The 14,081-nt window shown below is 32.3% G+C and carries 15 protein-coding genes; 10 read left to right on the forward strand and 5 right to left on the reverse strand.

Features of this window, described 5'->3' with window-relative positions; translation table 11 throughout:
* The 9 genes from ACK5ON_RS06765 to ACK5ON_RS06805 form a co-directional block, all read left to right on the forward strand.
* Positions 1–2,692, forward strand: a 2,692-nt coding sequence (locus ACK5ON_RS06765) for a carboxypeptidase-like regulatory domain-containing protein (protein ID WP_409821069.1), incomplete at its 5' end; no start/stop codon positions are given.
* Positions 2,693–2,724: 32 nt separating this feature from the next.
* Complete coding sequence (locus ACK5ON_RS06770) at positions 2,725–2,988, forward strand: hypothetical protein (protein ID WP_409821072.1); 264 nt, start codon at positions 2,725–2,727, stop codon at positions 2,986–2,988.
* Positions 2,954–4,096, forward strand: a complete 1,143-nt coding sequence (locus tag ACK5ON_RS06775) for a hypothetical protein (protein WP_409821074.1) — start codon at positions 2,954–2,956, stop codon at positions 4,094–4,096. The genes ACK5ON_RS06770 and ACK5ON_RS06775 overlap by 35 nt, the downstream gene beginning before the upstream one ends.
* Before the next feature lie 78 nt (positions 4,097–4,174).
* On the forward strand, positions 4,175–4,732 hold the full coding sequence (locus tag ACK5ON_RS06780) for a hypothetical protein (protein WP_396173547.1): 558 nt from the start codon (positions 4,175–4,177) through the stop codon (positions 4,730–4,732).
* A gap of 90 nt (positions 4,733–4,822) precedes the next feature.
* Positions 4,823–5,134 carry a T9SS type A sorting domain-containing protein gene (locus ACK5ON_RS06785; protein WP_409821077.1) on the forward strand — a complete coding sequence of 104 codons (312 nt, stop codon included), beginning with the start codon at positions 4,823–4,825 and terminating at the stop codon, positions 5,132–5,134.
* 104 nt (positions 5,135–5,238) lie between these two features.
* Positions 5,239–6,969: a T9SS type A sorting domain-containing protein gene (locus ACK5ON_RS06790; RefSeq protein ID WP_396173542.1), complete on the forward strand. Its 1,731-nt coding sequence runs from the start codon at positions 5,239–5,241 to the stop codon at positions 6,967–6,969.
* Positions 6,970–7,067: 98 nt separating this feature from the next.
* Positions 7,068–8,105 carry an acyl transferase gene (locus ACK5ON_RS06795; RefSeq protein ID WP_409821081.1) on the forward strand — a complete coding sequence of 346 codons (1,038 nt, stop codon included), beginning with the start codon at positions 7,068–7,070 and terminating at the stop codon, positions 8,103–8,105.
* 35 nt (positions 8,106–8,140) lie between these two features.
* Positions 8,141–8,875 (forward strand): hypothetical protein, encoded by a 735-nt coding sequence (locus ACK5ON_RS06800; protein WP_409821084.1) that lies wholly within the window; start codon positions 8,141–8,143, stop codon positions 8,873–8,875.
* Between the two features lie 34 nt (positions 8,876–8,909).
* On the forward strand, positions 8,910–9,629 hold the full coding sequence (locus ACK5ON_RS06805; RefSeq protein WP_409821087.1) for a hypothetical protein: 720 nt from the start codon (positions 8,910–8,912) through the stop codon (positions 9,627–9,629).
* On the opposite strand, the gene ACK5ON_RS06810 is transcribed toward ACK5ON_RS06805, so the two are convergent.
* Genes ACK5ON_RS06810 through tyrS form a run of 3 tightly spaced genes read right to left on the reverse strand, consistent with a single transcriptional unit; the run spans position 9,630 to position 11,415 of the window.
* The gene (locus tag ACK5ON_RS06810) at positions 9,630–9,884 is read right to left on the reverse strand and encodes a type II toxin-antitoxin system RelE/ParE family toxin (RefSeq protein WP_396173536.1); all 255 of its coding nucleotides are present in this window, start codon (positions 9,882–9,884) and stop codon (positions 9,630–9,632) included.
* Positions 9,884–10,090, reverse strand: a complete 207-nt coding sequence (locus tag ACK5ON_RS06815) for a hypothetical protein (protein ID WP_396173534.1) — start codon at positions 10,088–10,090, stop codon at positions 9,884–9,886. The genes ACK5ON_RS06810 and ACK5ON_RS06815 overlap by 1 nt, the downstream gene beginning before the upstream one ends.
* A 32-nt stretch (positions 10,091–10,122) precedes the next feature.
* Entirely contained in the window at positions 10,123–11,415 is a 1,293-nt protein-coding gene (gene tyrS / locus ACK5ON_RS06820; RefSeq protein WP_409821091.1) for a tyrosine--tRNA ligase, read from the reverse strand.
* A gap of 150 nt (positions 11,416–11,565) precedes the next feature.
* Here tyrS and ACK5ON_RS06825 point away from each other — a divergent pair, with 150 nt between their 5' ends.
* Positions 11,566–12,576, forward strand: a complete 1,011-nt coding sequence (locus ACK5ON_RS06825; RefSeq protein WP_396173530.1) for an NAD-dependent epimerase/dehydratase family protein — start codon at positions 11,566–11,568, stop codon at positions 12,574–12,576.
* On the opposite strand, the gene ACK5ON_RS06830 is transcribed toward ACK5ON_RS06825, so the two are convergent.
* Both ACK5ON_RS06830 and ACK5ON_RS06835 read right to left on the reverse strand, forming a co-directional pair.
* Positions 12,577–12,984 carry a DUF4296 domain-containing protein gene (locus ACK5ON_RS06830; protein WP_396173528.1) on the reverse strand — a complete coding sequence of 136 codons (408 nt, stop codon included), beginning with the start codon at positions 12,982–12,984 and terminating at the stop codon, positions 12,577–12,579.
* Positions 12,985–12,994: 10 nt separating this feature from the next.
* Positions 12,995–14,081: dihydroorotase (locus ACK5ON_RS06835; protein ID WP_409821094.1), on the reverse strand; the 1,087-nt coding region annotated here is incomplete at its 5' end.

Here is a 14,081-nt window from a genome sequence, read left to right on the forward strand (position 1 = left end):
GCCTTTTGCAAACGCCACTATTAAAGGAACTTCAATAAATACAACTACTAACGAAAAAGGAGAATATATTTTAAAAATTGAACCTGGAGTTTACAAAATAGAATTTAGTTTTATTGGTTATGAAAATGTTGAAGTGCCAGTTACTGTTAAAGATGGAGCAATAGTTGAGGTTAATATTTCTTTAGGTTCGGGTGGCTATCAATTGAAAGATGTTGTTATACAAAATGTAAGACGGAAAAACACAGAATCTGCATTAGTTTTGGAAATGAAAGAAGCTAAACAAGTAATTAGCGCAATTTCTGCCGAACAAATGAAAAAAGGAACTGATAATAATGCCGCAGAGGCGATGCAGCGTGTTCCCGGTGTTACAATAGTAAATGGCAGATATGTAATGATAAGAGGTCTTAGTCAACGATATAATAATGTTTTAATTAATAATGCTTTAGCACCAAGTACTGAAGTTGATTTAAGAACTTTTTCGTTTGATTTAATTCCAACGCAAGCGTTAGATAAATTAGTTGTTTACAAAACGGGTTCAGCTAATATACCCGGTGATTTTGCAGGTGGAATTATTGAGGTTACAACTTCCGAAAACACGAAGGAATTTACAAAAGCGCAAATAGGATTTGGATTTGTTAATGGAACAACTTTTAATGACTATTTGCAATCTGAAGGTTCCAATACAGATTTTTTAGGTTTTGATAATGGATTTAGACAATTACCAAGTAGCTTTCCTAGTACATCAGTATTACAAGCATCTGGCAGAAGTTCACAATTGAGGGTTGATGCGGCACATAGTTTACAAAATAATTTTGATACTGAAAATAGCACAGCATTTTTAGATACAAGGGTTTCCATGGGACTTGGCAGAAACTTTAATATTGGCAGTGTAAGGGTAAATTCAACAAACATTTTTGGTCAATCGACACAATATCAATATTTTCAAAGATCATTTAATAGATATTTTACTTTAAATGAAGGTCAAGACAGACCTCAAGATTGGTTAGATTATTTGGATGAAACACATGCAAAAAAATCAAGAATAACTATCCTATCCAATTGGAATTTTAAATTTAATGATAAAAATACGATTAAATTCAAAAACCTTTTTAACCAAATCGGACAAAATGAAACTATCATAAGAAATGGATATAACTATCAACAAGGTCCAGATAATATTTATAAAAATTATGCGCTTTCATATAATCAAAGATTTATTTATACTGGACAACTTGAAGGAATACACAAATTAGATGAAAAAAATAAATTGGATTGGGTAATTGGCTTCAATTCAGTAAATGATATTACACCAGATTTGAGACGCTTTAGAACTTTTAGGGATATCAATAGTTCAAATCCAAATTTCACTATCATAGATCCACCATCGTCTAATCTATTTGACAATAGTAGATATTTTGGAGAATCAAAAGAATTTAATGTTGGTAATGGTGTTAACTATACTTATACTTTAGAAAGAATCAAGGGCGATGTAGAATTTGCTCCTATTAAACTGAAAGCAGGATATTATGTAGACTACCGTTCTAAAGAATTTAATTCGCGCTATTTTTCTTATTTGGTTCCAGGATATGTAAGTACAGACAGAGCAATTGAATTAAAAAATCTGCCTTTAAGTGACGTTTTCAACAATCAAAATGTAAATGCAACTGATGGATGGGTAATTGAGGAGGGAACAAGACCAATTGACTCCTTCAGTGGAACAAATTTATATGGCGCAGGTTATGTAATGGCAGAGTTACCTTTAGGAAAGTTTGATGTCACAGCAGGTGTTAGATTAGAACACAACGTTCAAAATTTAAATGCAAAAGATGATTTTGAAGATAAAAGTGTTGAGAAGGCTACAACTTTTGTTTTACCTTCATTAAATGTTGCATACGCTTTAAACGAAAAAAACTTACTTCGTTTTGCTTACAGCAGGACTCTTAACAGACCTGAATTTAGAGAAATTGCTCCTTTTTTATTCTACGATTTCATTTACGATAGAGGTATTGAAGGTAGACCTCTTGAAGTTGCAACAATCGACAACTTTGATTTAAGATATGAAATATACCCTCGAAAGGGAGAAACAATGAGTTTTGGTTTATTTTATAAAAGTTTCAAAAACCCTATTGAATTAGTTGCTCAAATTACTACAGAACAACCTCAATTCTTCTATAAAAATGCTGATAAAGCTCAAAATGCTGGTGTAGAAATTGAATTTCGAAAATCATTTAGTGAGCTTTTTTCAAGTCCATTTCTTCAACGATTTTCAACCAATATTAATGCAGCTTACATAATATCAGAAGTAAATCTTGGAAATGTAACTTCTCAACAAGCTGATAGAGCACTTCAAGGACAATCACCATATATTATCAATGTGGCATTAGGTTATGAAGATAAGGACAAAGGATTAAGTGCTAATCTAATTTACAATCGTTTTGGAGATAGAATTGATACTGTTGGAGATATCTTGTTTCCAACTATTTATGAGTTATCTCGTGATAATATAGACTTTACAATTTCAAAAGACATTAAGAATATAACCGTGAAACTAGGAATTCAAGATTTACTTAACTCGCCTTACAGACTATTTGAAGACTCTAATAGAGACGAAAAAATTAACTCAAGAGATAATGTAGTATCAAATTTCAAAAGAGGAACTATGTTCAATCTTGACTTAACATATAATTTCTAAATCTAAATAAAAACAATTAACAATTAACAATTATGAAAAAAGCAATTTATTTATTTGCAAGCATGTTTATGCTTGGCGCTACATTGAACTCTTGTTCTGATGATGACAACAACACGTCAGGACCAGTTCCGACAACGACAATTGAACTAACTGGAGATTTAACTACCAGAACTTTAACAAAAGACAAAAAGTACCTATTAAAAGGGCAAGTATTTGTTAGAACAGGGCAAGTTTTGACAATTCAACCAGGTACTGTTATTTTTGGAGATAAAGACAAAAGGTACATTAATCATTGACAGAGGCGGAAAAATTGAAGCCAATGGAACTGCTAACGAACCTATTGTTTTTACATCAGCATTAGCTGCAGGAACTAGAGACAGAGGCGATTGGGGTGGATTGGTGATTTTAGGAAACGCAAATGTAAATCAAACAAATCCTGCAATTGAAGGTATTTCACCAGCTGCAATATTTGGTGGAACAAATGACTCTGACGATTCTGGTACTTTACGTTATGTAAGAGTAGAATTTGCAGGTATTGAATTAACACCGAATAATGAAACCAATTCAATAACCCTTGGAGCTATTGGTAGTGGAACAGAAATGGAATACTGTCAAGTATCTTATGGTGGTGATGACGGTTTCGAATGGTTTGGTGGTGCTGTAAACGGTAAATATTTAGTTGCATTTGCTTGTTGGGACGATAGTTTTGATGTTGACTTTGGTTACACAGGTAAAAATCAATTTGGTGTTGAAGTAAGATATCCTTCGTTTGCAGACCAATCAGGATCTAACTCTTTTGAGTGCGATAATGGTCCTAATGACAACGTTACTAATTTATTAACTACTGGTGTATTTTCAAACTTTACTTGTGTAGGACCAGTTTCCACTACCGGTCAATCAATAAATGCAAATTACCAGCATTCTATTGATTTAAGAAGAAGAACTGCTGCAACTATTGCAAACTCTGTATTTATTGGATATCCAAGAGGAATAAGAATGAACCAACAATCTGTATTTGACAATTACGCTGCTGGTACTGGTAAAGTATTGAATAATATATTGGTTGCCCCATTGGTAACTTATTCAGTTGGAACTGGTATGACAGCTACAGCAGCAAATTTAGGTACTTGGTTTACTGCTACTAACACTACAATAACTGCTGCAGTAGAAACTCAATTTGCTGTATTAGGCATAAACCCTAATGTATCATTTGGAACTGCTGTAACTACTGCCTATTCGGCTAATCCAAGTTTTGCAGTTACTGCCGGTGATTTATCAACTGGAGCATCATTTACAGATTCCAAACTATCAGGTCTTACACCTACAACGTACAGAGGAGGTTTTGGAGCTACTGATTGGACAGACGGATGGGCAGAATTTTTGCCAAATGCTAAAGTTTATTAAAAAATTAAATTTTATAAAGAGCTTAACATTAAAAAAGTTAAGCTCTTTTTATTTTTTCAAAAGATAATTTAAATTACTATGAAATATAGCTTAGCAATTTTTGTTACATTTTTGTTTTTTTCATGTTCAAAACAAAAGCATACAAACCCAGATTACTATTTATCAAAATTAAAACAAGAAGAGTTCAAACTTTCTATAGTTCGATATTTTGAAAAACTCCCAACTGAAAAAGATAATCATAAAACAAAATTTGATAGTACTCATAATGATTATTACACACAAAAAGCTAAGAAAGCAAACCTTCTTTTTTTATATATTGATAAAGACTCAACATATTATTTTGCCGTTGCAAAAATTGCGCCAAGCTTAAAAATAAAAAAAGTAGCTACAATTGGAAAACTAAAAATAAAGAATGATTCTATTACATATTATGAAGAGGTAGCTAGAACTTGGAAAATGGAAGAAGACGAACTAAAAACAAAAACAGCAAAAATATTTAATAGCTTTGTAAATGGTGAAGATTTAGAATCGTTCTATACCAAGAATTCAAAAAATGAATTTTACATAGAATTTCCAGACGACATCAATAAATACAATGTTGAAAAAAGGAAATGGGTTACATTAAGTGATAAATAAACTACAAAAGGTACTATTTTCAATGACCTTTTTTTTTTGGTATACTATTTGAAAAGTTTTTTATATATTTGTAACAACCAAATTGAAGTCATGGCAAAAAAATACTTTTATATCACTTTACTTTTCTGTTTGTTTTCTTTTGTGAGTTTTTCACAAGAAGCAAAACAACAAGCAGAATCTCTTGGTTTCTATCCAAACCCTGTTAGTAATGGTAAAATATACATTACCTCTAAAACGTCATTAGATAAAGAGATTATGATATTTGATGTTTTAGGAAAAAAAGTGTTGCAAACTACTATCTCGTCAAGAGAATTAAACATTACTTCTATACCTCCTGGAGTGTACATCATCAAAATTACCGAAGGCGACACTACCGCCACTAGAAAACTAATTGTCAGATAGTTAAACTTTCTGAAAATTAATCCATACTTAATCATTTTTTTACATTCTTTTTTTTCTCAAAGCAAATTTGTGCTTATCTTTGTACGCTAATTAAATTTAAAAAAATGAAAAAAATTTACTCTTTATTACTTTTAGTGTTTTCTACAGTGTCTTTTGGACAAACGTTTTATTCTGAAAACATGGGAACCACAGCAAGCGGAAACCCTCTTATTACAGCTTACACTGGATTTCAAAATGCCACACCTATTATATATACAGGAACAGGTGACATGAGAACAACTACTGTTTCAACGGGTTATGTTGGAGCTTCTGGAAGTGTTAATGTTTTTTTATCTAACACTACTACAGCAGAAACTTTTCAAATTGACGGTTTAAACACAGCTGCTTACAGTTCAGCTAACTTGCAATTGAAATTTGGTTATTTGGCAAACTGGTCGGTGGCAAACCCGGGAAATGCAGCATTAATAGTTGAATATAGTACAAATGGAACAAGCTGGACTGCACTAACCTATACAACAAACACTAACTCAAGTTGGAACTTAGTAACAATTGGCGGAGGTTTAATTCCATCATCTGCAACTTTAAGTTTACGTTTTACTCAACCAAATTTAGCTGCTCAAATCAGAATTGATGATGTTAGTTTAACTAATTTTAATCCTGCCTGTACATTAGTACTTGGAATTGGAACAGCTTTATGTGATGCTTCTACTTTAAGCTTAGACACTTATACTGCAACTATACCATACACTGGTGGAGGTTCTGGTAGTTATACAATTACACCTTCTTCTGGAACGGTTAGTGGCACTGGAGACAACCCAAATACAGTTGCTGCTGGTAACATCATTATAACTGGAGTTGCAGAAGGAACAAACTTAACTGTAAATATTGTTAATGGTCCATGTTCATACCAATCTAATGTTACTTCTCCAGAGTGTAAACCTGTGAATACTTTACCATACCAAGAATCGTTTCCTTACACGGTTGGTGGTTCTTTGAATGCTGAACAAAAATGGTCACTAGTAAATTCAGGTGACAACATAACTATTGCAGCAGGTAATTTATCATATTCTGGTATCACTTCTTCAGGAAACTCGATTACATTTGTTGGCACAGGAGGTGAATCTAGATCATTATTTACAAGCACTAATACAGGATATGTCTACGCTTCATTTATTGTAACTGCTAGTGATTTAGCAAACGTTACCACTGACCTAGCAAACACATACTTTGCATTGTTCACTGATGCTGCTGGAGCATCAACTAACGCAAGAATTTGGATTAGAAAAAACGGAAATCAATATCAATATGGTTTAGGAACAGGTACTGCTCCAACTGATTGGAGTACTGCTTTATTTAATCCAAACGATATTCAATACATAGTTTTAAGCTATGATTTCACAGGAAATACTTTATCTTTATTTATCAACCCTACAATAGGCGGAAGTGCAGCTCCTACAGTTAGCGTTACTCCAACAGCACCTTTTGCAAATTTAGGTGGATTCATGTTTAGACAAGACTCTGCAACTACAACTCCAACAATTATTGCGGACGAACTAAGAATAGATACAACACCTAACTTTACTTTAGGAACTGCATCAAATGAAATTACTGGTTTAAGAGTTTATCCAAACCCTGTTTCAAACGGAACTTTATTCATCGAAACCACTGCAAATGCTGAAAAATCAATAACTATTTTTGATGTTTTAGGGAAACAAGTTTTAAATACTACTACTAATGATAACGCAGTAAACGTAAATGCTTTGAGAGTGGGTGTTTATTTAGTTAAAATTACCGAAGAAGGAAAAACGGCTACAAGAAAGTTGGTTATTAAATAATTGATTTTACCTATATCAAAAAGCTCTAGTCTCGTTATAAAACGAGATTAGGGCTTTTTTATTTTCATTACTTTTGCCACAAAGTAAAAACTTATCCCTTGATAAATCCACAAGACCTATTTGCCATTTCCTCTCAAAAGCAATTTGAAAAAATAGCGCTGAAGGTGTTTCGTTTTCAATACGAAAACAACATAGTATATCAAGAGTTTTGTAATTTTTTAAATACAGATGTCACAAAAGTAAAATCATTACAGCAAATTCCTTTTTTACCCATACAGTTTTTTAAAAGTCACCATGTAGTTTCAACAACTCATCCTATTCAAGAAACTTTCACTAGTAGTGGCACAACAAGCCCCATAACCTCCAGTGGGGGAATTAAGGATGATAGTGTAATTACCAGTAAACATTTGGTTGCCGATATTTCGCTTTACGAACAAAGTTACCGCACTGCATTTTCTCAATTTTATGGAAATATTGAAGATTATGTAGTTTTAGCATTGCTTCCATCCTATATAGAGCGAAGTGGTTCGTCGTTGATTTATATGGTTAAGGATTTAGTCGAATTGTCAAAAAATGAACACAGCGGTTTTTACCTCCATAATTATGACGAACTTATTTTAAAACTTATCGAACTAGACAATTCAGGTGAAAATGTGCTATTGATTGGCGTTACTTATGCTTTATTGGATTTAATTGAGAAACAAAATTTCCAGCTCAAAAACACCATCATTATGGAAACTGGTGGTATGAAAGGCAAACGCAAGGAAATCATCCGCGAAGAATTACATGAAGTATTGTGTAACGGTTTTGGTGTTTCTAGCATTCATTCCGAATATGGAATGACCGAGTTGTTGTCGCAAGCGTATTCACTTGGTAATGGCATTTTCGAATGTCCAGCGTGGATGCAAGTTTTAATTCGCGATACCGAAGATGCTTTGACTTATGTAGATAATGGCAAAACGGGTGGTGTAAATGTGATTGACTTAGCCAACATTAATTCGTGTTCGTTTATTGCCACACAAGATTTGGGTAAAAAACAGCCCAATCAACGTGCAGGCAGGCAGGCAGGTTCATTCGAAATATTAGGACGTTTTGATAACTCTGATATTCGGGGATGTAATTTGATGGTGATGTAATAAATCTTATTTTTATATTTTCTATTTACAACATAATGAAACCGATTTTCTTTTTCCTACTAATTTCATTTGCTACATTGGGACAAAATCCAAAACTTGCGGTCAAGATAGATACTATAGTTACCTTAAATAGTCAGAACTATAAAACGGAATATCATATTAACTATCATATTGAAAACAAGACTAATACTGAACTTTCTTTTTTTCTTATGCCCAATGCTCTAATTGCCAATACAGCAAGTTCGTTATCGCTTTACCCAGTTTATAAGATGTACCAAAACGGTGTTTTTGAAGATATGGATGGTCCCTTTTTTGAATATGAAACTGAAGCAGAATTGGAATATGACAAAATAGAAGACAAAAAAAGTCCAGAAGCACTCAAACTAGCAAAAGAATTTCAAGATTCACAAACCACTATTGCTATGGAATATTATAAGAAATACAAAGAAAATGGCGGAGAGAGTGAGGATTTTCAATGGGTGTATTACAGGCAAAAACTGTTCAATAATATTGTTACTCTAAAGCCGAAAGAAATTAAAAATTGTACCATAAAAACACTTTGGAACAAAAACAGGTATATAAAAAATGGTGATTTAGAATATTATCTTGATGAAAAAAACAAAATCGAAATAGAACTTATTCTTGACTTAAAAACGGTATTATTCAAAGACCAACTTTCGGTAGAGGATTTAAAAAAAATAACCGATAACCCAAACTTTATTAGTGGTGTATTTATTTCTAACAAAGCAGTTGTTGATTTTAAAGAATGATTTTAATTTTGACAACTTGTTACAAATCAACTCCATGAAACATATTTATATATTACTTTTTACCATTTCTTCTCTAGCACAAAATCAACCCATAAAAATTGAAATAAACTCTATTACTGATATTGATAGTTTATCCTTCAGAAAGTATACCATTATCTACAGCATTAGTAATCTTACAAATAATAAAATTTCTTTTTTTCTAAGTCCAGATAATGTTCTTGCAGGTTCGGGAGGATCAATGAGAACAGATGTTTCAGCAACTTTATATCAAGAAAATGAAGAATTACCAATGAATACTATTTTATCATCTACAACAAAAAAAGACGAATTCCTCACTGATTTTAAGAATTTAAAAGATGGTAAAGAAAAAGACTCTATTATTAAAAAATACCTGAAAGAAGTTATGAATTTCGACATCGAAGAAGAAATGAAAAAAAGCAAAGAGGATGAAAATTATTTCATTAAAAAATCTAGTGAAAGATTATTAAATTCTATTATGAATTTACAACCATACGAGTCAAAACAGTATTCAACAATTTTTTATTGGGATAAAAAAAGATATTATAAAATCAATGAAATGGAATATTATATAAATGAAAAATCCAACTGCTCTATTGAGTTATATATTGTTTTATTAAAAGAGGAGTTTAAAGAAAGACTAATTGATTCGGACTATACTAAAATAATAAACACTCCAAATTTTATAAAAGGATGGTATAATTCCAATAAGAAAGAAATCAATTTTAAAGAATAATTATTCGTAAATATCTTTACGATGACCTAACTCAATGACTACAATTATAAGTTTTGAATCAAAAATATCATAAATAATTCGATAATTTCCAACTCTAATTCGATATCCTTTTCTTCCTTTTAATTTTCGATAACCAATAGGTCTTGGATTATCAGCTAAATCATATAATTGTTTTTTTAAAGCTGAATAGTGGGGCTCATTTATTTTGACTAATGATTTCAATACTTTTGATCTTATTTCAATAGAATAAGACATTATTTGGAAATTTTACGTTTTTCTTCTATAATTTTAAAGGCATCTTCTAATGAAATTCTATAACCATCATCATTTTTTTTAGCTTCATCGTACAATTTTACATCTTCTAAATCCTCTAGATGTTCAATCAATTTATTATACTTTTTGATAGGTAATAAAACAGCTGTTTTATTTCCGTTTTCGTCTGTTAAAAATTGTGTTCCCATGATATAAAATTTTATGAAGTAAAGTTATAAAATTATTTCACTGAAATTAAATAATAATTCTTCTTCCCTTTTTGCAACATCAAAAACTGATTGTGAATCAAATCTTTTGCAGTTATACTATAATCCATTGTCACTTTTTCTTTATTTAAGGAAATAGCGTTTTGTTGCAACTCGCGTCTTGCCTCACTATTGGAAGCCAAAAAACCTGTCTTGGCAGCAAGTGCCGCTATCATGTCCAATCCGTTTTCAATTTCAGTCATGGAAACTTCTGCTTGAGGCACACCTTCAAAAACTTCAAGGAAAGTGGTAGTATCGAGTTTTTTCAAGTCGTCCATCGTTGGACTAAAAAAAGCATTCGACGCAAAAATAGCTTTTTCGAACTCTTCATTTCCATGAACTAAAGATGTTACTTCTTGTGCTAACCTTTTTTGCAAAACACGCAAATGTGGTGCTGTTTCATGTTCAGCAATCAAAGAATCAATTGTATTTTTATCTAAAAATGTAAAAATCTTGATGTATTTCTCTGCATCAACATCAGTAGTATTCAACCAAAACTGGTAGAATTTATAAACCGAAGTTTTATCTGCGGTGAGCCAAACATTACCACCTTCTGATTTTCCAAATTTAGAACCATCAGCTTTGGTAATTAATGGGCAAGTCATGGCAAAAGCTTTTGCTCCTTCACCGTTCATCCTGCGAACTAATTCTGTTCCAGTGGTAATATTTCCCCATTGGTCTGAACCGCCCATTTGTAATAGACAATGGTGAGTTTTATATAAATGATGAAAATCGTAACCCTGAATTAATTGATACGTAAACTCAGTAAAACTCATTCCTTCACCTTCGGCACTCAACCGTTTTTTTACTGAATCTTTTGCCATCATGTAATTCACAGTAATTCGTTTTCCCACATCGCGAGCAAAATTGATAAACGAGAAATCTTTCATCCAATCGTAGTTATTTACTAAAATTGGAGCATTAGCTGCAGTCGAATTAAAATCCAAAAATCGAGATAAAACCGCTTTTATACCAGCTACATTTTTCTCCAAAGTAGCTTCGTCCAATAAATTTCTCTCATCTGATTTTCCAGATGGATCACCAATCATTCCTGTTGCTCCACCAATCAACGCAATAGGTTTATGCCCAAAGTTTCCTAAATGAACCAATAAAATTATAGGCACCAAACTTCCAATATGCAACGAATCTGAAGTTGGGTCAAAACCAATATACGTCGTGGTCATTTCTTTTAAGAGTTGTTCTTCGGTTCCTGGCATCATATCGTGAACCAAGCCACGCCATTGTAATTCTGCTACTAAATTTTTCATCTCACTAAAATACTAATTGTTGGTTGTGTTCGATGCAGTCGCCATAATGGCTCGTATCGTTTTATTATCAATTTGGGCAAAGATAGTTTTAATTGCACGATTTGAAAATCTAATATTCTAAAAATCCAACAATCTAATTATCTTTACAAAATGATATTAGTCACTGGTGGAACTGGTTTAGTTGGAGCTCATTTGCTGCTGTATTTGGTTGAAAATGAAGTTGCTATTCGTGCCATTTACAGAAATTGTATTTCAATTGAAAAAACAAAATCACTTTTTTTGCTGCATAACAAAGACCACCTATTTTCCAAAATTGAGTGGATTGAAGCGGATATAGTTGACATTCCATCATTGGAAAAAGTTTTTAAAAATATTGATTATGTCTATCATTGTGCAGGATTCATTTCGTTTGATCCAAAAGATGAAAATAGTCTTCGAAAAACTAACATTGAAGGCACTGCTAATATTGTCAATTTTTGTATTGACTATAAAGTTAAAAAACTTTGTCATGTGAGTTCTATTGCCGCACTTGGCGATATAGCTCAAAATGAAACAGTTGTTTCAGAAACATCCGAATGGAATCCCGAAGCGTATCATAGCGATTATGCTATTTCAAAATATGGTGCCGAACTCGAAGTTTGGCGTGGATTTCAAGAAGGCCTGGAAGTTGTAATTGTAAATCCAGGTGTGATTTTAGGTTCTACTATTTTTGACACGGGGAGTGGTGCCATTTTTGCAAAAGTCAAAAAAGGACTTCCATTTTACACCAAAGGACAAACCGGATATGTGTGCGTAAATGACGTTGTGAAAGCAATGACTCTATTGATGCAAAGTGCTATTTCGGGAGAACGGTTTGCGCTTGTTGCAGAACATTTTACCTATGAAAAAATTATAAAAATAATAGCCGAGAAAACTGGGAGTAAACCTCCAAAATTTTATGCAAAACCATGGTTAACTGATATTGTTTGGAGAATTGATTGGCTTTTAACTACTTTTTTGGGTAAAAAAAGAATTCTTTCAAAATATGCTGCTTCTACGCTACACAGCAATGATAGTTATAGTAATGAAAAAATAAAAAATCCCGAGATTTCGGGATTGAATTTTGAATTTCAAAGCATCGATTCTGCTATTGAAACTATTGTTTCTTTCGATAAAAAATAATTATTGCACTTGTGGTATGTCTGAAAGTGGTAATTGAGGTGATTCTGTTGAAACTGGCGCACCTTTTTTATTCAATTTTCCTTCAATCTTCAAAGTTTCGTTATTAAGTTTCGACTTTACTTCGTCATACATTTTTTTATATTCATCTATATCCGAAGCATAATATTTGTTGCTTTCAACTAATTGTATGCTATCTATTTTGTATTTTTTATAAATATATTCATTAGCCGATTTTGAGCTGAAACCTTCATTTATATTTTGACTCTTTATGGCTTCTATTACTAATAAATCATATAAAATAGAAATCATTTTATCCTTTTCAATTAGTTTGTTTGGTTTTTTTATAGCATTATTGTCGCAACTAAGCAACGAAAACAGCAAACAAAACAAAATCAATATTTTTCTCATTATTTTCATTTTATCTATCGAAAAGTAAACGCTTCCCAACAGGAACATCTTTTACTTTAAAATTTTGATATACTAATTCTCCGTTCACAAAAGTATGTGTGATTCTTGATTTAAAGGTATATCCTTCAAACGGTGACCAACCACATTTGGCTAAAATGTTTTCTTTCTTCACATTCCAAGGCAATCCTGGATTTACAATCACTAAATCGGCATAAAACCCTTCTTTGATAAAACCACGTTTTTCAATTTTAAAGATTATAGCAGGATTGTGACACATTTTTTCTACTATTTTCTCCACAGAAATTTGACCTTGATGGTAAGCTTCAAACATAGCAACTACAGCATGTTGGACTAATGGTCCGCCAGAAGGCGCTTTGGTATACACTTGATTTTTTTCTTCCAATGTATGTGGTGCATGGTCAGTAGCAATCACATCTATTCTATCGTCCAACAAAGCTTTCCAAAGTGCTTTTCTGTCATCAGCCGATTTAACTGCAGGATTCCATTTAATCAAATTCCCTTTGGTTGCATAATCTTCATCCGAAAACCAAAGATGATGAATACAAACTTCGGCAGTGATTTGTTTTTCTTCCAATGGGATTTTATTGGTAAACAAATCCAATTCTTTTGACGTGGAAATATGGAAAACATGCAATCTTGCACCTGTTCTCTTTGCTAATGCAATAATTTTTACTGTTGATTTGTAACAAGCTTCAACACTTCTAATTTCGGGATGAAACTTAACTGGTATGTCATCTCCATATTGTAATTTGTATTTTTCTAAATTCTCCTTTACCGTAGTTTCATCTTCACTATGAACAGCAATTAGCAATTTGGTGTTAGAAAATATTTTTTCTAATGCTGCTGAGCTATCTACCAGCATATCTCCTGTTGATGAGCCAAGAAATAGTTTTAAACCAGCTACATTTTTTGGATTAGTTTTTAAAATTTCTTCCAAGTTATCATTCGTTCCTCCCATCATAAAAGAATAATTGGCATAGGAATTTTTGGCAGCAATTTTATATTTTTCTTCCAGTATTTCTTGCGTTACAGCATTTGGAACGGTGTTGGGTTGTTCAATGAAAGATGTAATACCA

Source organism: Flavobacterium sp. (assembly GCF_046317795.1).
Lineage (GTDB): Bacteria > Bacteroidota > Bacteroidia > Flavobacteriales > Flavobacteriaceae > Flavobacterium.